20 protein-coding genes and 1 pseudogene are annotated in these 22,887 nt (G+C 72.0%); 10 read left to right on the top strand and 11 right to left on the bottom strand.

Annotated features, from left to right (window positions below):
• The first annotated feature begins 56 nt into the window (after positions 1–56).
• Positions 57–1,175: an ADP-ribosylglycohydrolase family protein gene (locus tag OG736_RS19695; RefSeq protein WP_327183614.1), complete on the top strand. Its 1,119-nt coding sequence runs from the start codon at positions 57–59 to the stop codon at positions 1,173–1,175.
• On the opposite strand, the gene OG736_RS19690 is transcribed toward OG736_RS19695, so the two are convergent.
• Complete coding sequence (locus OG736_RS19690) at positions 1,172–2,740, bottom strand: sodium:solute symporter family protein (RefSeq protein WP_327183613.1); 1,569 nt, start codon at positions 2,738–2,740, stop codon at positions 1,172–1,174. The genes OG736_RS19695 and OG736_RS19690 overlap by 4 nt on opposite strands.
• Positions 2,741–2,878: 138 nt before the next feature.
• Complete coding sequence (locus OG736_RS19685) at positions 2,879–3,664, bottom strand: SDR family oxidoreductase (RefSeq protein ID WP_327183612.1); 786 nt, start codon at positions 3,662–3,664, stop codon at positions 2,879–2,881.
• A gap of 92 nt (positions 3,665–3,756) precedes the next feature.
• On the opposite strand from OG736_RS19685, the gene OG736_RS19680 reads away from it, so the two are divergent.
• The gene (locus OG736_RS19680; protein WP_327183611.1) at positions 3,757–4,635 is read left to right on the top strand and encodes a hypothetical protein; all 879 of its coding nucleotides are present in this window, start codon (positions 3,757–3,759) and stop codon (positions 4,633–4,635) included.
• Between the two features lie 74 nt (positions 4,636–4,709).
• Here the strand turns inward: OG736_RS19680 and OG736_RS19675 are convergent, their stop codons facing one another.
• Entirely contained in the window at positions 4,710–6,704 is a 1,995-nt protein-coding gene (locus OG736_RS19675; protein ID WP_327183610.1) for a DUF8823 domain-containing protein, read from the bottom strand.
• Positions 6,705–6,874: 170 nt separating this feature from the next.
• Positions 6,875–9,457 (bottom strand): D-alanyl-D-alanine carboxypeptidase, encoded by a 2,583-nt coding sequence (locus OG736_RS19670; protein WP_327187653.1) that lies wholly within the window; start codon positions 9,455–9,457, stop codon positions 6,875–6,877.
• A gap of 224 nt (positions 9,458–9,681) precedes the next feature.
• On the opposite strand from OG736_RS19670, the gene OG736_RS19665 reads away from it, so the two are divergent.
• The 3 genes from OG736_RS19665 to OG736_RS19655 all read left to right on the top strand — a co-directional run bounded on the left by OG736_RS19665 (position 9,682) and on the right by OG736_RS19655 (position 12,006).
• Positions 9,682–10,437, top strand: coding sequence for a GOLPH3/VPS74 family protein (locus OG736_RS19665; RefSeq protein ID WP_028807190.1), 756 nt, complete (start codon positions 9,682–9,684; stop codon positions 10,435–10,437).
• Between the two features lie 296 nt (positions 10,438–10,733).
• A complete protein-coding gene (locus OG736_RS19660; protein WP_028807189.1) occupies positions 10,734–11,603 on the top strand; it encodes a helix-turn-helix domain-containing protein in 870 nt (289 codons plus the stop codon).
• A gap of 211 nt (positions 11,604–11,814) precedes the next feature.
• Positions 11,815–12,006 (top strand): DUF397 domain-containing protein, encoded by a 192-nt coding sequence (locus OG736_RS19655; RefSeq protein ID WP_020131958.1) that lies wholly within the window; start codon positions 11,815–11,817, stop codon positions 12,004–12,006.
• 196 nt (positions 12,007–12,202) lie between these two features.
• On the opposite strand, the gene OG736_RS19650 is transcribed toward OG736_RS19655, so the two are convergent.
• The 3 genes from OG736_RS19650 to OG736_RS19640 form a co-directional block, all read right to left on the bottom strand.
• A complete protein-coding gene (locus OG736_RS19650; RefSeq protein WP_327183609.1) occupies positions 12,203–13,084 on the bottom strand; it encodes a MerR family transcriptional regulator in 882 nt (293 codons plus the stop codon).
• Between the two features lie 116 nt (positions 13,085–13,200).
• A complete protein-coding gene (locus OG736_RS19645; protein ID WP_327183608.1) occupies positions 13,201–13,704 on the bottom strand; it encodes a glutathione peroxidase in 504 nt (167 codons plus the stop codon).
• 83 nt (positions 13,705–13,787) lie between these two features.
• Complete coding sequence (locus OG736_RS19640; RefSeq protein WP_327183607.1) at positions 13,788–14,759, bottom strand: ArsR family transcriptional regulator; 972 nt, start codon at positions 14,757–14,759, stop codon at positions 13,788–13,790.
• Positions 14,760–14,856: 97 nt separating this feature from the next.
• Between OG736_RS19640 and OG736_RS19635 the strand changes: the two genes are divergently transcribed.
• Complete coding sequence (locus OG736_RS19635; protein ID WP_327183606.1) at positions 14,857–16,059, top strand: MFS transporter; 1,203 nt, start codon at positions 14,857–14,859, stop codon at positions 16,057–16,059.
• A gap of 148 nt (positions 16,060–16,207) precedes the next feature.
• Here the strand turns inward: OG736_RS19635 and OG736_RS19630 are convergent, their stop codons facing one another.
• Positions 16,208–16,642 (bottom strand): MarR family winged helix-turn-helix transcriptional regulator, encoded by a 435-nt coding sequence (locus tag OG736_RS19630; RefSeq protein WP_327187652.1) that lies wholly within the window; start codon positions 16,640–16,642, stop codon positions 16,208–16,210.
• A 129-nt stretch (positions 16,643–16,771) separates the two neighbouring features.
• Between OG736_RS19630 and OG736_RS19625 the strand changes: the two genes are divergently transcribed.
• Complete coding sequence (locus tag OG736_RS19625) at positions 16,772–17,287, top strand: hypothetical protein (RefSeq protein ID WP_327183605.1); 516 nt, start codon at positions 16,772–16,774, stop codon at positions 17,285–17,287.
• Positions 17,288–17,338: 51 nt separating this feature from the next.
• On the opposite strand, the gene OG736_RS19620 is transcribed toward OG736_RS19625, so the two are convergent.
• Entirely contained in the window at positions 17,339–17,851 is a 513-nt protein-coding gene (locus OG736_RS19620; RefSeq protein WP_327183604.1) for a DUF4396 domain-containing protein, read from the bottom strand.
• A 126-nt stretch (positions 17,852–17,977) separates the two neighbouring features.
• On the opposite strand from OG736_RS19620, the gene OG736_RS19615 reads away from it, so the two are divergent.
• From OG736_RS19615 to OG736_RS19605, 3 genes and pseudogenes are all read left to right on the top strand, one after another.
• Positions 17,978–18,457, top strand: a complete 480-nt coding sequence (locus tag OG736_RS19615; RefSeq protein ID WP_327183603.1) for a BlaI/MecI/CopY family transcriptional regulator — start codon at positions 17,978–17,980, stop codon at positions 18,455–18,457.
• 6 nt (positions 18,458–18,463) lie between these two features.
• A complete protein-coding gene (locus OG736_RS19610) occupies positions 18,464–18,598 on the top strand; it encodes a hypothetical protein (protein ID WP_442817053.1) in 135 nt (44 codons plus the stop codon).
• 164 nt (positions 18,599–18,762) lie between these two features.
• Positions 18,763–19,609 (top strand): annotated as a pseudogene (locus OG736_RS19605) (acyltransferase family protein).
• Between the two features lie 6 nt (positions 19,610–19,615).
• Here OG736_RS19605 and OG736_RS19600 read toward each other — a convergent pair.
• Together OG736_RS19600 and OG736_RS19595 are read right to left on the bottom strand one after the other, a co-directional pair.
• A complete protein-coding gene (locus OG736_RS19600; protein WP_327183602.1) occupies positions 19,616–22,000 on the bottom strand; it encodes an ABC transporter permease in 2,385 nt (794 codons plus the stop codon).
• Positions 21,997–22,683 (bottom strand): ABC transporter ATP-binding protein, encoded by a 687-nt coding sequence (locus OG736_RS19595; RefSeq protein ID WP_327187651.1) that lies wholly within the window; start codon positions 22,681–22,683, stop codon positions 21,997–21,999. The genes OG736_RS19600 and OG736_RS19595 overlap by 4 nt, the downstream gene beginning before the upstream one ends.
• Positions 22,684–22,887 lie beyond the last annotated feature (204 nt).

The raw sequence follows: 22,887 nt of genomic DNA, 5'->3' as shown, positions 1-22,887 counted from the left end.
GCACTGTTCGATTACAGTGACGGACGTCGTATGTACGCACGGTGCGGGAGGACTGGGTGGGTGCGACTGCCGGGCCCGTCTGGGGCCGTGCCGAACAGCAGGACTTCCGCAGCCGGGTGCGTGGCACGCTGCTGGGCGCGGCCGTCGGGGACGCCCTCGGGACGCCCGTCGACGGGCTCGGGATCGAGGAGATCCGGCAGGAGCACGGGCCCGAGGGCATCGTGGACCTGGCCCCCGCCCACGGGCGGCGCGGCGCGGTCACCCATCTCACCCAGCTGACCCTGTTCACCGTGGACGGGCTGATCCGCGCCCAGGTGCGGCGGGACACCGGCGCCTGGCATCCGCCGACCGATCTGCACCGGGCGTATCTGAGATGGGCGGCCACCCAGCGCGACTGGGGGCCCGACCTGCGCCGCAAGGACGACGGCTGGCTGGCCCGCGAGGAGTGGCTGTACGCCCGGCGCGATCCGACCCGGACGCTGCTGCTCGGGCTCGGCGACGAGGTGATGGGCACCCTGGACTCGCCCAAGAGCCCCGGCGCGGCCGGGCCCGAGGTGGTTCCCCGGTCGGTGCCCTTCGGGCTGCTGGTCGGCTGGGAGCCGCAACTCGTCGCGCAGCTCGCCGTAGAGTGCGCCGCCCAGACCCACGGCCACCCCACGGCGTACCTCGCGGCGGCCGCGTACGCCGTCACCGTGCACGCGCTGGCCTGCGGCGAGAGTCTCGACGGCGCGGTGCAGCGGACGCTCGCCCTGCTGACCGCGCGGCCGGGGCACGAGGCGGTGTCCGAGGCGTTGCAGCACGCGCTGGGCGCCGTACGGCAGGGGCTGCCGGGGCCGGCGAGGGTGGAGGAGCTCGCGGGCGCGGGGACCGCGGAGGCCGTGCTGTCCGGTGCCGTCTACTGCGCGCTCGTCGCGGAGGACGTACGGCACGGGCTGCGGCTCGCGGTGAACCACGGTGCTCCCTCGGGGCCGACCGCCGCCCTCGCCGGCGGCCTGCTCGGCGCCCTGCACGGCGAGACGGCCCTCCCGCCGGCCTGGCTGGCCGAGCTGGAGGGCCGTCCCACGATCCTGGAACTGGCCGACGACTTCGCCATGGAGATGACCCAGGGGCCGGCCCTGCACGGTCCCGCCGGGGCTTCCCCGGGCTGGATGGCCCGGTACCCCAGGGGGAGTTAGTCCGTCACCGCCGTGGGGACCTCGTCCTTGGGCCGCGGCACCTGCGCGGCGGCCGAAGCGCTGCCGTCCCCGTCCGTGTTGATCTGTTCGATGATCGCCAGGCGTTCCGGGGTGTCCTCGGGCTTGATGAATCCGATCAGGATGTAGAGGACCAGCGACACGGCCAGCGGGATCGACACCTGGTACTGGAGCGGCACTCCGCCGTCGACGTTCCAGTTGATCGGGTAGTTGACCAGCCAGAAGGCCAGCAGACCCATCGACCAGCTGGTCAGCGCGGCCGTCGGGCCGGAGCGGCGGAACGGGCGCAGCAGGCCCAGCATCATCGGGATCGCCATCGGGCCCATCAGTCCGGCCACCCACTTGATGACGACCGTGATGATGTCCTTGAAGGCGGGGGAGTTGACCTGCGTGGCGGCCGCCATGGACAGCCCCAGGAAGACGACGGTCGCCACCCGGGCCGCGATCAGCCCCGAGCGCTGGTTCCACTCCCGCGCCCTGGCCCAGATCACCGGCGCGCAGTCCCGGGTGAAGACGGCGGCGATGGCGTTGGCGTCGGACGAGCACATGGCCATCGTGTGGGAGAAGAAGCCGACGATGACGAGCCCCAGCAGGCCGTGCGGCAGCAGCTGTTCGGTCATCAGGGCGTAGGAGTCGGAGCCGTCCGGCTTGTTCGACGTCACCAGCAGCGGCGACATCCACATCGGGAAGAACAGCACCAGCGGCCAGACCAGCCACAGCACCGCCGACAGCCGCGCCGACCGCTCGGCCTCCTTCGGGGTGGCCGTGGCCATGTACCGCTGGGCCTGGTTGAGCATGCCGCCGTTGTACTCGAAGAGCTTGATGAACAGGAACGCGAGCAGGAACACCGTGCCGTACTGGGCGACCAGGGGCTTGTCGTGGCCCTGGAGCGCCGGCTGGTCCCAGGCGTCCAGGAAGCCGATGCCCTTGTCGTTCAGCTTCAGCACGACGGCGACGAACATCGCGACGCCGGCCAGCAACTGGATGACGAACTGGCCGAGTTCGGTCAGCGCGTCCGCCCACAGACCGCCGATCGTGCAGTAGACGGCGGTGATCGCGCCGGTGATGAGGATGCCCTGGTTGAGGGAGATCCCGGTGAAGACGGACAGCAGGGTCGCGATGGCGGCCCACTTCGCGCCGACGTCCACGATCTTCAGCAGCATCCCCGACCAGGCCAGCGCCTGCTGGGTCTTGAGGTCGTAGCGGTTCTTCAGATACTCCAGCGGGGAAGCCACGTGGAGCCGCGACCGCAGCCGGTTGATGCGCGGCGCGAACAGCTTCGAGCCGATGGCGATGCCGAGCGCGATGGGGAAGGACCAGGTGACGAAGGAGGTGACGCCGTAGGTGTAGGCGATGCCCGCGTACCCGGTGAACATCACCGCGCTGTAGCCCGACATGTGGTGCGAGATGCCGGACAGCCACCAGGGCATCCTGCCGCCGGCGGTGAAGAAGTCGCTCACGTTGTCGACGCGTTTGTGCGACCAGACGCCGATCGCGACCATCACGCCGAAATAGCCGATGAGCACGGCCCAGTCGAGACCGTTCATGTGCGCCCTCCCAGGGTTCAGACCGGCGTTCAGTCCGGCGCTCATCGTGGGCGCTGCCGCGTGAACACGACAAGTAACCGTAAGGTCAAAGGGAGGTAAAGGAATTCTGTATGGTGGTTCGCGTTCACCTACATGAACTCACCGCATCAGCTCCCCGGCGTTGACCAGCAACGACTGTCCGGTGATCGCCCGCGCCCGGTCCGACGCCAGGAACGCCGCCGCGTCCGCCACATCCCCGTCCGTCGCCAGCTCGGGCAACGCCATCCGCTCGGTGAGCCGCCCCAGCACCTCCTCCTGCGGCACCCCCTCCGTCTGCGCGGTGAACTGGACGTAGGCCTGCACCGGCGGTCCCCACATCCACCCCGGCAGCACGGTGTTGACCCGGATCCGGTGCGGCCCCCACTCCCGCGCGAGCGAGTACATGGCACTGGTCAGCGCCCCCTTGGAGGCCGCGTACGCCGCCTGCCGCACCTGCGAGGGAGCCGCCACGGCGGACTGCGTCCCGATGAACACCACCGACCCGCCCCTCACCCGCAGCCCGGCCAGACAGGCCCGCGTCATCCGCAGCGACCCCAGCAGGTTCACGTCGATCACCGACTGCCAGGTCGTGAAGTCGGCGTCCTCGACCCCGCCGAAACAGGAGTCCCAGGCCGCCACGTTCACCACGGCGTCGATCCCGCCGAACCGCTCCCGCGCCAGCTCCGCGAGCGCCTCGCAGCTCCCCTCGTCGGTGATGTCGGTGACCCGGTACGCCGTACGCGCACCCTCGGGATCGATCCCTGCCGCGCTCTTCGCGAGATTCGCCTTGGTCCGCGCCCCCAGCACGGCGTTCCCGCCGTCCCGGACGACCGCGGCGGCGACCTGGTGACCGAGCCCGGCGCCGACTCCCGAGACGACGACGGTCTTGCCGGTGAGCAATGACATGAGCCCTCCCTGACTCCCGACTCTGGCGCATTAACTGACGGACCGTCAGAGTATGAGCGACCGCAGGAGGACGGAAGGGAAGGGAAGTCCCCATGTCCGAGGAGACCCGCAGCGAGACGTACGCCGAACTGGCCGCCCTCGGCCCCTACGGGGTGCGCCCCGGCCACGCCCTGATCACCATGGTCGAACCGCATCCCGGCCACGAGTACGCCTACAACCGCTGGTACGAGGACGACCACTACTACGCCGGGGCGATGGCGATGCCCTGGATGTACGCCGGCCGCAGGTGGGTGGCGACCCGCGACCTCCAGCTCCTGCGCGAGCCGGAGAAGTCGGCGATCGCCCGGCCGGTCACCGCCGGCTGCTACCTCTCCACCTACTGGATCACCGACGGCCGCTACGACGACCACATGAAGTGGACGGTCGCCATCAACAAGCGCCTCAACCGGGACGCCCGCGTCTACCAGGACCGCACCCACGTCTTCACCGCGTTCCAGGACCGCGAGACGACCGTGTACCGGGACGGCGCCGCCGGTCCCCGCGACTTCCACGCCCTGGACCACCCGTACGCGGGCCTGGTGCTCGAGGTGATCGACACCGACTCGGCGCAGCAGCGCGCCGAACTCCTGGAGTGGCTGCGCGCCCGCCACCTCCCCAAGCGGGTGGCAGGCTCCCCGACGGCCATGGTCACCGTCTTCCGCCCCACCCCGCTCCCCGGCGACCGCATGACCTACGTCAAGCAGGTCGAGGGCGTCGACACCCGCCTGACCCTCCTGTGGTTCCTGGAAACCGACCCGAGGGACTGCTGGGACCCCCACTTCACCGGCCTGGGGGAGGCGGTGACGGAGTCGGGCCTGGGACGGGTGGAACTGCTCGCACCCTTCATCCCGACGATCCCGGGCACGGACACCCATGTGGCGAACCTCCGCACCACCACCCTGTTCGGGGGTACCCCCTCCGGGGGAGATTGAGGACGAGGCCCGTTCAAAGCCGAAGCGGGGGCCTGGGGGCGCCGGCCCCCAGGGACGCCGGCGTCAAGCCACGCTCACTTCAGCTCGTCCGGACACGGAGTGCCCCGCGGCAGCTGGTAGGGCGCGGCCAGCCGGTACACCCCCGCCCGCGGAGCGACCAGCATCGTCCACTTGTCCCCCTCCGCGTCCTCCTCCGTCTCGAACAGGCACCCGTCGACGTTGTCGTACGTCTTCGGCTCCCCCTCCGCCCGGTCCTTGGACGCGTCCGTCTCCTGCGGCGGCTTCAGGCTCTTGCCCTGCGCGTCGACGACGCTCAGCCACGGCGAGTACGGGATCCGGATCAGGATCCGCCCCGCCTTCTTCACGTCGATCGTCATCTCGTCCTGCTTGGCACGCTGCACCACCGCGTTCGGCTCGGCGAGCGAGGCGGGGTCGGTGACCTTGAACAGCTGCCAGTTGGCGTCGCCCCAGATCTGCACCAGATACGGCAGCCCCCGCTGCACCAGCTCGCGCTCCCGTTCACCGCCGTCCCCGTCCAGCGCCTCCTTCGGGACGACGACGAAGTGCACGGCCCACCGCTGGAGCCACTCGTGGTAGTTCGCCGAGTTGAGGGTGTCGTCGTAGAAGAGCGGGTTGCGCTCCATGTCGGCCTGGCGGTTCCAGCCCCGGGCGAGGTTGACGTACGGCGCGAGCGCGGACGCCTCTCGGTGCGAGCGGGCCGGTACGACCTCCACCCGCCCCTTCTCGGCACCGATCTCCTGGAGTTCGTTGACGAGCGGCGCCAGCTCACGCGCCCAGGAGGCCGCCGGGGTCGTCCGCAGGACGTCGTCGACCGACTTGAAGCCGATCCAGCCCACGAACCCGAGGAACGCCACGACGATCGCGTACCACTTGCGGCTGCGCGGCACGGCGAAGGGCAGCGCAGCCATCAGCACCACGCCGGTGAACAGCATCGCGAGACGCGTGATGTTGGACCCGATCTGCGAGCTGATCAGCCACACCAGCAGGACCCCGAGCCCGTACACCGCCGAGGTGATCCGCACCGTCTTCCAGTCGCGCGGGACGACCGCGAAGACGGCCACCGCGGACAGCAGCGGCAGGGACGCCGAGCCGAAGGACATCGGCTGGGTGCCGGAGAACGGGAACAGCCAGGCGGACAGGGCGACCACGGCCGTCGGCGCGAGCCCCAGCGCCCACGCGCCAGGCCGCCGCTTCTGGAGGAACAGCGCGGCGGCGACGAGCCCCACGAAGAGCCCCGCCACCGGCGAGCCCATCGTGGCGAGCGCGGCGAGCGGGGCGGCGCACAGCGCCTTCGCCCAGCGTTTGTAGCGCCAGCGGTACGGCCAGCAGAACACGACGGCGACCGCGCCCAGTGCGAACGTGTTGCCGAGCCCGAACGTCACGCGCCCGGAAGCCGCGTTGCACAGCAGGGCGAAGACCCCGGCCAGCGCCGGCCACAACGGGTTCTTCACCGGTCGGCAGCGCAGCAGGATCAGGGTGAGCAGCCCCGCCGACAGCGTCCCGGCGATCATCATCGTCGTCCGGACGCCGAGCAGGGACATCAGATACGGCGACACCATGCTGTACGAGACCGGGTGCATGCCGCCGTACCAGGCGAGGTTGTACGCGGAGTCGGGGTGCCGGCCGACGAACTCGGCCCAGGCGTCCTGCGCCGCGAGGTCGCCACCACTGTTCGCGAACGTGAAGAACCAGACGAGGTGCAGGACGCCGGACAGTCCCGTCATGGACAGCACGGGATGGCGTCGCAGCCAGCCGCCCAGCCGGTCGAGCGCGGATCTCACCCGGGACGGCTCACGCGCGGGGCCCGCATCGTCCCCACGGCCGTCCGCACGGCCGTCCGCGCGGCTGTCCGTCGCCTCGGGGTCCGGGACGTGGTCCCGCTCGAGCTCTACCATCGCGCCGTGGTCGGCACGGTCGCCGCGGTCGTCACGGTCGCCGCGGTCGTCACGGTCGTGGTCGCCCGACAGTGGGGCGGGCACCCTCGGTCGCGCGCCGGCGTCCGGGTCCGGACCGGTGTCGTCGGCGCGTGTCGGCTCCGCAGTGGCCACCTGAAGGCACTCCCCGTGTCCCGTCTTCTGCTCTCGGCCGCATGCCGTTCGCGTCCGCTTCACGGCTGCGTCCTTGCGACCGGCGACCTGTCCCGTTTCGTGACGCTAGCACGCACCCCGCCGGGCGGCTGCCCGACGGGGTGACGTAGGCGTACGTGCGGGGTCGCGGGTCAGCCGATGCGTGTCAGCTTGTCCGAGAAGCCCGGCTCGGTCAGATCGGACTGCAGGGCGACGGGCACCTTCACGGCACTGCTGGTGCCGTCCCCGACGGTGAGCGTGCCCACCTGGGTGCCGGCCTTCGCCGTGTGCGGCACGTCGTCGGCGGTGAAGGACAGCTTCACCGTCATGCCCGCCCAGCCGACCGCCGAGACGTCCTTGGTGATGACCACGGGCGTGCGGCCGCCCAGCTTGTCGTCCACGTACCCGACGACGTCGCCCTTCTTCAGGATCTTCGCCGAGGTGACCGCGTCCTCGGCGGCGAGCAGCGCCGTCTGGCTGACCGCGTTGACCGTCTCGAGGATCCTCGGCTTGTGCTGGCCGAGGATCGCGCCGACGAGGGTCACCGTCTGCCCGTCGACCTCCTTGCGGGAGGCGAAGAGCAGGTTGCCGCCGGCCGCGGTGGTGCTGCCGGTCTTGATGCCGATCGCGCCCATCTTGTACGGCAGCACGTTGTAGTTGGGCCAGTTCTTGCCGGACGGGTCGTCCCAGCTGGCCGCGCTGGAGATGGAGACCAGGGCCGGGACCTTCACGAACGCGCGGCCGAGCTTGACCTGGTCCTCGGCCGTGGAGACGGTGGTCTCCTTCAGGCCCGAGGGGTCGGTGTACGTCGTGTCGCTCATCCCCAGTTCCTTGGCGGTGGCGTTCATCTTCTTCACGAACGCCGCCTCCGTACCCGCGTCCCAGCGCGCGAGCAGCCGCGCGATGTTGTTGGCGGAGGGAATCAGGACGGCCGACAGGGCCTGCTTCTCGGTGAGCCGGTCGCCGGCCTTGACGGTGTTGAGCGTCGACTCGTCGCCGGAGACGTCGTAGCCGCCCTCCTTCTCCGCCGTCGCGTCGACCTCGATCTCCGGGCCTTCCTCCCCGGTCTTCATCGGGTGGTCCTTGAGGATGATGTACGCGGTCATGGTCTTGGCGACCGAGCCGATGGCCACGGGCGTCTGCTTGCCGAAGCTGCCCATCGTGCCGACGCCGTCCGCGTCGATCCAGCCCTGCCCCTCGCTCGGCCAGGGCAGCTGCGTCTTGCCGCCCTCGAAGGTGTACGAGTCCTCCGCGGTGAGGGTCAACGCGGTCGCCGGCAGCGGTCGTACGGCCTGCGCGATCGCAAATGCGACCAGCAGCAGGATGACCAGAGGCGTCCAGATCTTGAGCCGCCGTCCGAGCGTGCGCAGCGGGGTGGGCGGAGGCGGCGGGGTGTTCGTCAGCTCCGCCAGCAGGTCCAGCGGCGGCCTCGGCGGCAGCGGCTGCTGGGTGGTGCGCTCGGGGCCGACCTGCGGGACCAGGGCGGTGACGTCGGCCGGCTTCTGCGGCCGGGGCTCGTCGAGCGGCTTGAGCGCGACGAACTTGCTGGTCCGCTCGGCGGGGGCCTCGGGCTCGGCCGGCCGGCCGGCCTTCGGGGCGTCCTCGTCCTCGTCCGGCTTGCGCTTGGTGGCGCCGCCCAGCTTCAGCATGGTGGTCGGCTGGTCGACGGCGGGCTTGGGCCGGGGCGCCTTGAAGACGGCGGTGGGCTGGTCGACGGGGGAGTGGTCGGGCTTTTCGGCGTCGGCGTCGGCGTCCTCGGCCTGACCGGGCTTGGCGTCTCCGGCGGCTTCCTCGTCGGTGTCCGACGCCCACTTCGGCGCGGGCTTGGACGTGGACTTGGACGCGGACCCGAAGGCGGCCTCGGCCTCTGCCTCGGCCTCCGGCTTCACGTCGGCAGGCTCGTCGGGTTTGTCGGTTTCGTCGGCTTCCGGGGCATCGCTCGCGGAACGTTCCTCCGCCTCGGCGCCGGTGCCCCGATTTGAGGTGGTCTCGTCCGAAGTGTCCTCTTCCGAGGCGTCCCCGTCCGCCGCCGAGTCCGTCGCGGGCTCTTCGGCGGAGCTCTTGTCGTCCGCCGAGGCCACCCACTGGGCCACAGCCTCCCGCAGGCGCTCGTCGCTGCCCCCGGAAGCGCCCTCGGCGCCCCCGGACGCGCTTTCGGCCGCCTCGGCGCCCTCAGGGCCGTCCTGGGCGCCCTCGGAGTCGCTCTCGGAGCCGCTCTCGGCGTCCTCGGCGTCGGCGGACCCGGTCCTGGCGGCCCTACCGCCGTTTTCGGCCTCTGCGGCCTCTGCGGCCTCTGCGGCCTCTGCGGCCTCTGTGGCCTCCGTGGACCCTTCGGGCTCCTCGGAGTCGTCGGCCTCGGTCCCGCCCTCGGGCTTCTCGGCGTCCTCGGCCTGCGTGGCGTCCTTGGCGGACTCGCTCGCCACGGCCTCGTCGCCGTCCTCGGCCCCCGCGGGCTCCTCGCCCTCCTCGGGCTCCGCGGACGCCTCGGGCTGTTCGGACTCCGCGGTCTTCAGGTCCCGTACCGAGAACACTCGCGTCGCCGTGTCCACGCCGCCCCGTGACGCTGACGGCTCGGCCTCCCGCGCCACGGCCACCCGCGGATCGCGGACTTCGCGGGAATCGCGAGGCTCACGCGCCTCGGGAACCGTGCTCGCGCTCCCCGACGTCGGTTCTGCCGACGACTCGCGCTGCTTCGACCTGTCGGGGGACTCGCCCGCCACCGATGCCTCCTCCATGTGCCGCACGCCCACCGCGCGCTCGTGCCGAACCGTGAACCGCCCGCCCGAGACACGCCTCACGGCATGTCCGAACCATGTACCAGTGTCCTGTGTAGAGGGCTTGGCTCCTGCGGTAGACGAGAACGACATACCTACTGGTTCCACTACAAACAGGTCACGCACCCTCGACAGACCAATGTGAGAGGGGTCACCCTGTCATTCATCCACGCGGGGAGGCATGGATGGGCAGGAGCCGCAGAACAATTCCGGAAGAGCTTTTGTTGCTGGCGCTGGACCCGACCACGGGTACCACCGCACAGCCGCAGTCGCTCGACCTCGGTCTGGCCGGAGCACAGCTAGTGGAGCTGGCGCTGGCCGGACGGATAGCCCCTGACGGGGATCGTATCGCCGTGGTGTCCCCACGGCCGACTGGAGACCCAACGCTGGACTGCGCGTTGGAGTTGCTGCGAAGGCGTGGCGCTCCTGTACGTGCCGTCCACTGGATCGGCGGGCCGCGTCTCGGGCTACGCCAGACCTACCTCTCGCATCTGGAGCGGTGCGGCATGGTTCATGCCGTGGCGGGACAGATGTGCGGAGTGCTGCCGACGACTCGCTACCAGGCGACGGACACCGACATCAGCCGGGAGATCAAGGCCCGGCTGGACTCCGCGATCCGCACCGGCGTACCGCCGGACCCGCGGACCGCGGCGCTCGCCGCACTGGCGCACGCGGTCGGCCTCGGCAAGCACCTGTACCCGGGCAACGAGGGACGTTCGTCCCGCTCCCGGCTGCGGGATCTGATCAGGCACGACCCGATGGGCGGCCTCGTGGCGCACGCCGTGATGGACGTCCAGAACGGCGCGGTGGCACAGCCGCGTCGCAACCAGGCACCACCCGGCCGGCAGGCCGGACCCGGTGCCAGGCCCGCACCGGAACCCGCCCGTGGCGTTCCGGCGCAGCCGCACCGCGGTCCCATGGCGCGTGTCGTGGCTCACTGAGCCGCAGTCCCACGACATCGCGCCGGCAGGGCCGGAAACGCAGGACGTAAGACCCGCAGGGCCAGTTGGACCCGTCGGACACAGGACCCGTTCCGGGAGCCGCAGCGGTCGCGCGGGGTGGTGGACGTATCGATCCGCCACCCCGCGCGGACGCATGTCGGGGACGGACCCGAACTGGCGTGTACCCGCCGCATATCCACCGTTTTCCAGCGGTAGAAAGCGCCTTGGTGGCAGTCTGCTCAACAGCAGATACGCAAAGTGTCAGTTACAGACACGCAGCCGGAGGTGCACGTCCCGTGGCGTCCAATGTCAATCCCACCGTCAGGCGACGCCGGCTCGGCCAGGAGCTGCGTCGGCTCCGTGAGCTCAAGGGCATGACGGCCGAAGAGGTCGCCGAGCGCCTGCTGGTGTCCCAGTCGAAGATCAGCCGGCTGGAGAACGGCCGGCGCAGTATCAGTCAGCGTGACGTCCGTGACCTGTGCGGGGTGTACGAGGTCGAGGACCAGCGGATGGTCGACTCGCTGATGGAGATGGCCAAGGACTCCCGCCAGCAGGGCTGGTGGCATGCCTTCGGCGATGTTCCGTACAGCGTCTACATCGGCCTGGAGACGGACGCGGCGAGTCTGCGCGTGTACGACCCGCAGGTCGTGCCCGGGTTGCTCCAGACCCGTCAGTACGCGGAGGCGCTGATCTCGGGCGCGCTGCCGGAGGCCCCGCCGGCGGACATCGAGAAGCGGATCCAGGTGCGCCTGCGCCGACAGGAACGTATTTCCACAGCCGACAACCCGTTGCGTCTGTGGGCCGTTCTGGACGAGGCGGCACTGCGCCGCGAGGTCGGCAACCGGCAGGTGATGATCGAGCAGCTGGACTACCTGCTGGAGATGTCCCAGCTGCCGCACGTGACCGTGCAGTTGATCCCGTTCACCATGGGCGCGCATCCGGGGGTGAGCGGCCAGTACGCGATCCTGGAGTTCCCGGACGCCGCCGACTCCAGCGTGGTCTACATCGAGGGAGTCACCAGCGACCTGTACCTGGAGAAGCCGCAGGACGTGCAGAAGTACAGCGTGATGTACGAGCACCTGCGGGCGCAGGCCCTGAACGCCGACCAGACCCGGGAGTTCATCGCGAAGGTGGCGAAGGACTACGCCAGGGAGGTCGCCCCGTGAGGCGCCGCAAGGTACACCTTCGGCCGGGCCGGAGGGAAGTCCCTATGGAATATGCCATCCGGACGGGTGAATAGTCGCTCCGCATCGCGATGTTGGCGAGTAGCGTCGATCACGCCATCAAGCAACAACGGTGGCGCAAACCATGCCGTGCAGACGGAGATCTGCGCACGGCGTGGTGACAGCAACTCAGCAACTGACTACCGGAGCGAACATGGCAATCCAGCAGGGCGCCGCGAACGAGTGGGTCAAGTCCTCCTACTCCCAGGGCAACGGCGCATGCGTCGAGATCAAGTCCCCTCTCCGTGCGGCCATGGCCGTCCGTGACTCCAAGGTCACCGAGGGCCCGACCCTGGCCTTCCCCGCCGACGCGTGGAACACCTTCGTGGCATCGGTCAAGGCCTAAGGGGACGATCCCCTGAGACCGCCCCACCAGTACGACCAGCTTCACCAGCACGACCGGATTCACCTGCACGACCAGCTTCACCAGCACGACCCAAGAGCCCCCTCGACCAGCTCGCCGTCCTTGCCGAGGGGGCTCGGCACATCTCCGGCGCGGGACTGCCGACAGGCCCGTCGGCCCGACAGGCCCGCCGACCCGGCTAGCCCGGCTGGCCCCGCTTCACCGGGAACGCCACGTCACACACCGGGTCCTCGGCTCCCGCCGCGTCCCAGTCGGCGAAGTAGATCTCCCGGCAGGGACCGTCGTAGTCCCAGCCCTCCCGCTTCATCCACGCCTCCACCGCCTCGTACGGGGCGAGGATCTGCGGGTGCGCCACCTGCGCCTTGGTGATCCTCGTGTACGCGAGCCGCCGGGCGGGCTCCACCCGCGCCTGGAACTGCCGGCCCCGGCCCTGCGCGGCGGCCGCCCAGGCCCGGGCCCCGGCCTCGTCGGCGACCGGCACACAGGACTCGACCGGCCCGTCGCTCTCCATGGACACCGCGGAGTAGTAGACGACGAACGGCGCCCCGGCCACACCCCCGCACTCCCCGGCCGTCTCCTCCAGCCGCCCCAGCGAGGCGGGGATCCACGTGGGCAGCTCGTCCGCGAGCGCGTGCCGTGTCTCGGTGACGATCACCTGCTCGGGCACGTCGACCAAGCGGACCTCGAACTTCTCGTACATCTCGGAGCTCCTCCCCGACAGCCGTGCACGGAGGTAGTCGGCGAGGGCGCGCTGGGCGGCGAACCGGGTCTCGACCTCACCCCAGTACGCGGCGAGCAGCTCCCCGGACGCGGGCCTGTCGGCGGTCCCCACCAGCTCGGCGATCCGCGCGAGCGGCATGTCCAGCTGACGCAGCATGGCCACCAGCCGGGCGCGTTCCACCTGGCCGGCCCGGTAGTAGCGGTAGCCGCTGGCCTCGTCGATGTGCGCCGGGGCGAGCAGCCCGAGCCGGTCGTACAACCGCAGCGCCTTGGCCGAGAGCCGGGCCCGCGCGGCGAACGCGCCGATCGTGAGCAGCACGCCGTCATCCGCGATGGCCATCACGCACCCCCGTCTCGCCCTCCGTCGCCGGGCGGCCTTCGCGCCCGGCGACGAGGAGGCTCCGCCCTGCCCCAGGGGCAAGGTCAAGCCGGACGATTCCTTCGGGCGGGAACCGCCTAGCCCAGCTGGCTCTCGATGGCCGCGACGACCTCGGCGGCCTCGGGCTCGGTCTGCGGGGAGAAGCGGGCGACGACGGACCCGTCCCGCCCGATCAGGAACTTCTCGAAGTTCCAGCGGATGTCGCCGTCGTGGCCCTCGGCGTCCGCGAACCCGACGAGCCGCTCGTACAGCGGGTGCCGCTCCGCGCCGTTGACCTCGACCTTCTCGGTCAGCGGGAAGGACACGCCGTAGGTGGCCGAGCAGAACTCGGCGATCTCCTCGGCGGTGCCGGGCTCCTGCCCGAGGAACTGGTTGCAGGGCACGCCGAGCACGGTGAAGCCCTGGGCGGCGTACCGCTCCTGGAGCTTCTCCAGGCCCGTGTACTGCGGGGTCAGGCCGCACTTGGAGGCCACGTTCACCACGAGCACGGCCTTGCCCGCGTACTGGGAGAGCTCCGCGGAACCGCCCTTGAGGGCATCGATCCGAACGTCGAGGGGAGAGGCACCTGCGTCAGTAGTCATGCTCCGGATGCTAGCCCCGGGCGGTGAACCCACCCCTTCCGGGGCCGTCCTCCGCTTCCGGTTCCGGCCGGGACGGCCAGGACCTACCCGGCGGCCGCACGGGCCAGGACCTCGCCCGCCGCGGTCCGCGAATACAGCACCGACCGCCCCGCCCGCCGTCGCTCCACCAGCCCGGCCTCCAGCAGCACCCGCAGATGGCGGCCGACCGAACCGAGGCCCTGGCCGGTCAGGGCGACCAGCTGGGTGGTGCTCAGGGGGCCGGCGAGGAGGACGAGCACCGCGGCCCGGCCGGGCCCCAGCAGGGCGCCCAATGCGGCCGGTACGGCACGGGCCCGGTCCCGGTGGTCCTCGGCGAGCGCTCCCGTGCAGGGGTAGACGACGGCGTACCGCTCCCGCTCGTCCCACGCCACCCACCCCGTCTTCGGGGTGACCGGTACGAACACCAGCTCGGCGCCGGAGATCTCGCGGGGCGGATACTCGTGCAGGTTGACCTGAAACCGACTCTCGCCGAGCCACCGCGTCCCCGGCCGCAGCGAGTCCAGTACGGCGGCCCAGCCACCCCGGCTGACCTGCGCGGTCCGCGCGCCGACATCGGCCTCCAGGACGCGCCGCCGCCGCTCCCAGTGCGGTCGTACGCCCGACTCCCACACGTACTCCAGCAGCCCGGCCGCCCGGTCCGGCAGGTCGTCCCGGTCCAGGGCGGCGGGGAGCGGGCCGGCCAGGGACATCCGCAGATGGGCGCGGGCCTGCGCCGGGTCGGCCGACCGTACCCGGGCCACGCCCTCCTCGAAGCTCTCGCCGTCCCTCGGGGTGGGCGTGAGGAAGTCGGCGACCCAGCTCCGCCCCAGCCCGGCCCGCACCAGCTGCGCGGTCACCGGGTCGGCCGCCAGTACGGCGCGGTAGCCGGGGAGACGGTCGCGCAGCCAGTCGCGCTCGCCGGGATGCGTCCCCACGCCCGCGTGCAGCAGCTTCAGGCTCGCGAAGGTCTCGGCGAGCGGCGAGAGCACGAACCGGCTGCGCGCCAGGGTGTCCGCGTTCACCTGCCACCAGCCCATGTCCTTGCGCCCCCATCCCGTGCCCGTACGGCTGACGACGTTTCGCGGTCCCGCGAAACAATAACCACCCCTCCACGGCCCGTCGCAGACTCCGCCCATGACCGGCCACACATACCGACAGCTCTTCCGCACCCCCGAGTTCACGCCTCTCTTCCTGTCCGCCGCCGCCCAGACCGCCGCCGGGACGGTGAGCGGGCTCGCCCTCGGCACGCTCGTCTACCGGGCCACCGACTCCCCGCTGCTGTCGGCGGTGAGCATGTTCGGCCCGTCGCTCGCGCAGGTGCTGGGAGCGACCTTCTTCCTCTCGGGAGCCGACCGGCTGCCCCCGAGGTCGGCGCTGACCGGCCTCTCGCTCGCCTTCGCCGCCACGACGGCCGTCCTGGCGCTGCCCGGGCTGCCGGTGTGGGGTGTCTTCGCGGTCGTGCTCCTCCAGGGGCTGATCGCCTCGCTCGGCGGAGGCGTCCGCTGGGGCCTGCTGAACGAGATTGTCACCAAGGACGGCTATCTGCCGGGGCGTTCGCTCTTCAACATGCTGAGCGGACTGATGCAGATCATCGGCTTCGCCGCCGGTGGCGCGCTCGTGACCGTGCTCTCCCCGCGCCCGGTCCTGCTGCTCGCCGCCCTGCTCTACACGACCGCCGCCGTGGTCGCCCGCCTCGGCCTGACCGTCCGCCCGCCGCGGGCCTCCGGCCGTCCCTCGGTCGCGGCGACCCGACGCACGAACGCGGTGCTGTGGTCCTCCCGGCCCCGTCGCCTCACCTATCTGGGCCTGTGGCTCCCCAACGGGCTGGTCGTCGGCTGCGAGGCGCTCTTCGTGTCCTACGACCCCGACGCGGCGGGCACGTTGTTCGCGTGCGGCGCGCTGGGCATGCTGGTCGGTGACGTGACCGTGGGCCGCCTCGTCCCGCCGGCCCTGCGCCCCCGCCTGGCCACTCCCCTCCTCCTGATGCTGGCCACCCCCTACGCCTTCTTCGCCCTGCGCCCCGCTCTTCCGCTCGCCGCGGCCTGCGCCGCCCTCGCCTCCGTCGGCTTCGGCGCGAGCCTGGTCCAGCAGGAGCGGCTGATGGCCCTCACCCCGCCCGAACTCAGCGGCCACGCACTGGGGTTGCACTCGTCCGGGATGCTCACAATGCAGGGGGTCAGCGCGGCGCTGGCCGGAGCGGTCGCCCAACTCACCTCACCCGCAACGGCGATGACGGTGATGGCGCTGACGTCGATCGCGGCGACCCTGACATTGAAGGTCGCCGGACGAGCCGACACGGAGCGCGAGACGAACCACTTCGGCCGGGTGAGCGGGTGAGCGGGTGAGTGCGTGAGCGAGCAGGTGGGAGAGACGGCAGGGGTGACCGGGACGACCGTGGGGGCGGGGTCGGACCAGGGCCGGGCGTCGGGGGCAGACCGGGGTTGAGGTGCGGGGCAGGCCGGGTTCAGGCGCGGGAAGGCCGGGTTCAGGCGTCGGGGTCGGTGAAGACCTCGGGCACCTTGTTGTCGACGACGACGCGCGCGAGCAGCGCGGCGAGCCGGTCGCGTTCGCTCGTGTTCAGCCCCGAGGGCAGGTTCTCGAGCCGGCGGCACGTCTCCTCGTAGAACCCGTGCGCCAGCCGGTGGCCTTCCTCGGTGAGTCCGACGCGCACCGCCCGCCCGTCCCGCGGATCCGGCTCGCGCCGGACCAGTCCGCGCTGGACCGTCCGGTCCACCAGCCCCGTCAGGCTGGACTTGGCGAGCCCGAGCATCTCGCCGACTTCGCTCATGCCGTACGGCTGCGGCATCAGCACGCACAGCAGTTGGCCCTGCTGCGGTGTGATGCCGTGGGCGCGGCTCGACTCGGCGTACACGGCGTTCACGAGGAACGCCGACCGCACCAACGCGGCCACGACCGCCATCTGCCCACCTGCGGTTTTCCCCATGAGGGGCAAGACTAGCGGCGGGCGTGGGGACGGTTCGACCCTCGGCCGGACGAGATGTCCGGGCGGCCCGGACGGTCGTGTCCGCCGTTGCCCTAGGTTGATCGGATGGGATTTTTCGACAAGTTGACCGGAACCAGATACCCCGAGAGCGGTCTCGTGCCGCGCTCCGCCGAGGAGGTCCGGGCCGCGCTGTTCGCGGTCAACGGCCCGGAGGTTCCGTACCGCGTACGCAACGCGCTGCCCGAGGAACGTGCCGATCTGGTGGCGGAGTGGCGGGTCCGGGAGCCCTCCTGGCACTCGTACTTCGTCCGGGTGCGGATGCGGCAGACGCTCAAGACACGGATGCGTCTGATGCCGGGGACCCACGAGGTGCGCAGCGTCGACGAGTTGCGTGAGGTCACGTGGGTGGGCGAGCCTCCCCGGCTGGCCGTGGCACGGGAGTTCGGCCGCGGCCAGGTGACCATGGTCTCCCGCCAATGGGCGGTCGAGCGTGGTCCCGACGGCCGTCGGCGCCTCCGGGAGACGTACCGGTTCGACCCGGCGGAGATGAAGGATCCGCTGCGGGAGGCGGTGCTGGCGGCGGGTTGGATCTGGCGCGGGGTGGCGTTCGGCCGGCTGTGAGCGAAGCCGGGGGACGGACGAGGGGAGTGGCGAGGGAGGCGGCGAGGGGCCTCAGGCGTGCTGGGCGTGGGCGACGGCGTGGCCCTTGCCGCGGCCGATCATCCACTTGTTCACGGGCGTGGTGATCAGGAAGGCGATCACGAAGCCGCCCAGGAGGGCCGCCCAGAACAGCCCGTCCGACAACTGGGCCTCCATCGCGCCCGGGGTGAGGGCGACGACGGCGTTGTCGACCAGTTCCATCACGGCGATCGACACGGTGTCGGCGGCCAGCGCCACCTTGACCGCGGCCCTGAGACCCAGGCCGGCCCGGCGCACCGCGAACAGGGTGAAGGAGTAGCCGAACAGGAACGCGAGAACGATCGCGACGACCATGGTCGGCACATTGCCCCAGCCGAGGGCGGTACCGATGACCATTCCGAGGATCTCGCCGATGGCGCACCCGGTGAGGCAGTGCAGGGTCGCCTTCATCGCCATGGCCCAGGAGACGCGCCCGTGCTTCGCCGCCGGGGAGGCGTGATCGTGGTGCCGGTCGCCGTGCGGAGGGTGGTGCTGGTCGTGGTCCATGCGTTCTGTATACCCCCTAGGGGTATGGAGGGCAAGGTCCACCCGGGCGACGAGGGGCGGCCGCGGCGGGCGGCGTCTATACGATGTCCGACCGGGAAACGGACGGCGGCGGAGAGGAGACGGGGCGTGACGGATCACCGGCAGCGTCCCCGGCGGCGCGGACAGGGCGAGCTGGAGGCGTTGGTCCTGTCGGCGCTGCGGGAGGCGGACGGTCCGGCCACCGCCGGGTGGGTGCAGGAACGCCTCGGCGGCGGTCTCGCCTATACGACGGTGATCACGATCCTGACCCGGCTGCTCGCCAAGGGCGCGGTCACCCGCGAGCGCGGCGGGCGGTCGTTCGCCTGGCTGCCCGCGTCCGACGAGGCCGGTCTCGCCGCCCACCGCATGCGCAGGGTGCTGGACGCCGAGCGGGACCGCGAGGCCGTGCTGGCCAGCTTCGTCACCGGACTCGGTCCCGATGACGAACGGCTGCTGCGCGAACTCCTGGGACAGCCCCGCGACGAGGGCGAGGGCGAGGGCGAGGACGAGGACGAAGAGAAGGACAAGGACAAAGCCGACGCCGACGGAACAGCCGCTGACCAGGACCCCGACGCAGGGGAAGGCTGACGTCTCATGGGCGTCTTCGTCTTCCTGCCCCTGGGTCTCGCGGTCTGGGCCGCCGCGGCGGGAACGGCCGTGTCGGCGATGCCGTCGGCGAACTCGGCCGTCACGATGCTTTTCATCCTGCACGCCGCGACGCGCCTCTGACCGTTCGGCCGTGTCGGGAGGTTTATCCGGCCGAAAGCCGGTAAGCAGGGCCCGGGTAGTGGTGTCGGCGCTTCCCCTCAGCGGTCCTGGGGCAGGGGGCACGGTCGTGTGAGAGGTGTTCTGGTCTGTCCGGGTTGCGCCAGGAGGGCATCGGGCAGGCCACACTGCCCTCGAGCGGCACCGAGCCGACGCAGGCGGGGGTGACACAGGCCGAGCCTCCACAGGCCCGGCCGACGCAGGCCGGGCCGACACCCGCGGAGCCGCCACAGGCCGCGCCCGCGAAGAAGCGGGACGCCTTCTTCGACAACGCCAAGTACCTGGCGATCCTGCTGGTCGCCGTGGGCCACGCCTGGGAACCCCGTCTGGCGCCTCGTACGCCGGCCGCTGCCGCTCGCGCTGGCCGTCGCGATGCTCGCGACCCTCTCGCCCGCCATCGGCAAGGACCTCGACCTCCAGCGGGTCCTCCAGTTCCTGCCCTACTTCGTCCTGGGCCTGCTGCTGAAGCCGGAGCACTTCCGGCTGGTGCGCCGCCGCGCGGTACGCGTCGCCGCGGTGCCGGTCTTCGCGGCCGCCCTGGCCGTGGCGTACTGGGCGGCCCCGCGCGGCGTCCACCCCTGGTTCTTCCACAACGACAGCGCCGTACAGCTGGGGGCGCCCGCCTGGTACGGCCCGGTGATGACCCTGGCCACCTTCGGCTGCTCCCTCGTCCTGGTGGCCTGCTTCCTGGCCTGGGTGCCGGGACGCCACACCTGGTTCACCGCCCTGGGCGCGGCCACGCTCTACGGCTATCTCCTGCACGGCTTCGTCAAGCAGGCCGCCGGCCCCGCCCACTGGTACGACCACCCCTGGATCCACCAGCCGCTCGGCGCCCTCGCCGTCACCCTCGTCGCCGCCCTGACCGTGACCCTGCTGTGCACGTCCCCCGTCCGGCGGGTCTTCCGGTGCGTGGTGGAGCCGAGGGCGGAGTGGGCGTTCAGGCGGAGCGGTGAGGGCGGACGCGCGGCGACGTAGGCGCGGTCACTCGGTGCGCAGGGCGGTGGCGGTGGTCGTCCTGGCGGCCCAGCCGGCCGGGAGCAGGGCACCCGCCACCGCGATGACCAGCCCGCCCAGGGCGAGCAGGGCCAGCTCGGTCGGGTCGTAGACGGCGATGTGCGAGGGCGGCAGGGTCATGCCGACGGCGTCGCCCATGAGCGGTGTGACGTAGTGGTGCAGCGCCACGCCGACCGGGACCGCCAGCGCGCCGGCCGGCAGGCCGATGGCGGCGACCGAGGTGACGACCATGGTCAGGGTCTGGCGCGGGGCCATGCCCAGGGCCTTCAGGACGCCGAGGTCGTGGACCCGGTCGCGGGTGTCGAGGACGACCGTGTGGAGCACGCCCAGGCCGGCGACCACGACGAGCATGAGGGTGAGCGTCCCGATCAGCGCGTCCATGGCGGCGATCACGCTGGAGTCGTCGGAGGTGTCGGCCCGGGCGGCCGCGCCGAGCGGGTCGAGCCTGTCGTTGAGCGCGGACAGGTAGCGCGCCAGATCCGTGCCCGGCTTCGTCTCCACGATGTACTGGCCCGGCGTCGCGTCGAGCCCGAGCGCGGTGAGGGTCGAGATCGGGGTCAGGAGCTCCATGCCCTCTCCCTCGGTGAAGAACGCCTCGCCGACGATCCGTACCGGGACGTGCCGCCCCTGCTCCGTCAGCGTCACCGTGTCGCCGACCCGGATTCCGGCGGCCTTCAGGAACCGGGTGGTGACCACGGCCTGGCCCGGCCCGTCCAGCCAGTCGCCCGAGACCATCGGGGGGCCGGCCCAGGAGGCGTCGCCCTGGTACGCCACCACGGCGGTGGCGCCGGTGATGCCGGACGCGCTCACCTCCGCCTGGGCCGTGCCGTAGAAGCGGCCGGTCCCTTGCTGTGCGCGGAGCGCGGCGGCGATCTCGGCCGGGTCGGCCTTCGGCTCTTCGGGCCCGCCGCCCACGTGGACCGCCTGTGCGCCGGGCGGCGCCTGCCCGCCGCCCGTCCCGACGACGACCGACCCGCCCGAGTTCAGCATGCGGCCCGACTGGACGGCCCCGAGCGTGAGGGCGAGCCCCACCCCGAAGGTGACGGCGGCGGCGCCGAAGACCACCGCGGCGGCCATCGTCGCCGAACGCGCCGGCCGGGCGAAGGGGCCCGCCAGCCCGAGACCGACCGCCCGCGGCACCGCCAGCCGCCCCGTGAGCCGCCGGGCCAGGCGCCCCCGGCCGGTGCCGGGCGTACGTCCGGCGGTGATCGCGGTCACGGTGCGCAGCCGTCCGGCGCGCAGCGCGGGCACCAGAGCGGCGCAGGCGACCAGGGCGAGGGCCGCGGCGGGCACGGCCACGTCGATCCACAGCGGGATCGACGCCGACGGACCGTCGAAGGCCTCGCCGACCTCGGCGAGCACGGGGACGGCCAGCAGATTTCCCACCACCAGCCCCAGGGCGCAGCCGACCGCCGCGGGAATCAGCGCCTGCCCGACGTAGGCCCGTACGACCTGCGCGGGGGTGAAGCCGAGGGACTTGAGGATGCCGATGCGCCGGGTCGCGGCACCCACCGCGCCGCTCACGACGATGCCGATGACCAGGACCGACAGGAGCAGCCCGAGGACACCGAAGGCGGCCAGGAACGGCACGAACGCCATCGCGTTGGCGGTCTCCTCCAGCTTGACCGTCAGATAGGACTGCGAGCCGGTCAGCGCGCCCTTCGGCACCGCCGCGTCGATCGCGGCCCGGCCGGCGGCCACCTGGGCGTCCGTCCCCGCGCGAGCGAGGCGGTAGAGCATCTCGTACTCGGGGGTGCCGCCCGGCGCGGCCAGCGACGCGGCCCGCGCGGGAGTCACCCAGGCGTCCGCGGTGCCGGTCACCGACCGGGCGACCCCGACCACGGTCAGCGTGGGGCTGCCCGGCGCGTCGGGAAACGTCAGCCGCGCGCCCGGTTCGACGGGCAGCGTGCCGTTGGCCACCACGATCTGGCCGGGGCCGGTGAGCCAGCTGCCGGAGACGAGGTCGACCCGGTCGACACCGCCCCCGGCGCCCGCCCGGCCGGCGACGGTCACCGGCGGCAGATCGACACCTTCCGGGAGGATGTCCGAGGACGAGGCGGTACGCGCGCGTACCGCGACGGTCCGGAAGGGCCCGGCAGCGGCGGTCACGCCCTTCGCGCGGGCCGTCGCCGTGAGTTCCGCGGCCGTCACCTTCGTGCCGTCGAACCGCGCGGTCAGGTGGGCGCCGCGCTGCTGGACGAAGGCGTGGTCGAAAGGCGCCCGGGACGCGACGAGCAGCCCGGCGGCAAGAAACGACGCGGTGACGGCCATGAGCGTCGTCATGATCATCACGGCGGTCTGCGCCCGCCGCCGCCCGACCCCGGCGCGCACCACCCCGCCGAGGGCGCTCATCGGGCCACCGCCGCCGCACCCCTGGCGTTCCGGGTGTCCCGGACGACACGGCCGTCGACCAGCTCGACGGTCCGGGTCGCGCAGGATGCGGCGAGGCTCAGATCGTGGGTGACCAGGACGATCGTCTGCCCCGACGCGTTGAGTTCGGCGAGCAGTTCCCGGACGTCCGCGCCGGAGGCGGTGTCCAGCGCGCCGGTGGGCTCGTCGGCCAGCAGCAGGGCCGGACGGTTCATCAGGGCCCGGGCGACCGCGACGCGCTGCCGCTCCCCACCGGACAACCTGCCGGGGTAGGCGTCCGCGTGCCGGTCGATGCGCAGGTCCGCCAGCAGACCGGCGGCCCGCGCGCGGGCCTCGGCCCGGGGCATCCCCGCCAACTGGGCGGGCAGCAGCACGTTGTCGGTGACCGTCAGATCGTCCAGCAGATTGAAGAACTGGAAGACCATGCCGACCTTCGTACGCCGGTACCGCGCCGACCCGGCCTCGCTCAGCTCGTCCACCCGCAGCCCGTCCACCGTGACGCTGCCCGTGCTCGGCCGGTCGAGTCCCGCGATCAGGTTGAGCAGCGTGGACTTGCCGCTGCCGGACGGCCCGAGGACGGCGAGCGCCTCCCCGGCGGCCACGCTCAGCGTCACGTCGGCGAGGGCAGGCGGCCCTTCCCCGTACGTCCTGCTCACAGCCCGCATGTCGATGACGGGCGCGGTCGCTGCCACGGTGCCTCCAGGGTCGGCGGTCGACGGTTCGGTCCGAAGCTAGGGGCGCACCCCGGCCCGGGTCGTCGCCTGCGACGGCGAGACCGCCTGCAGCCCCGGGATGACCCGCCGGGCATGTCATCCCCGCGATGTACGCGGCGGATGTAGGCCGCCCGCGCCGCCGTCCGCAACGGGGCG

It is taken from the genome of Streptomyces sp. NBC_01334 (genome assembly GCF_035983595.1).
GTDB classification, from domain to species: Bacteria; Actinomycetota; Actinomycetes; order Streptomycetales; family Streptomycetaceae; genus Streptomyces; species Streptomyces coriariae.
Note: the sequence above shows the minus strand (reverse complement) of the source record. Positions and strands in the feature narration are given on the sequence as shown.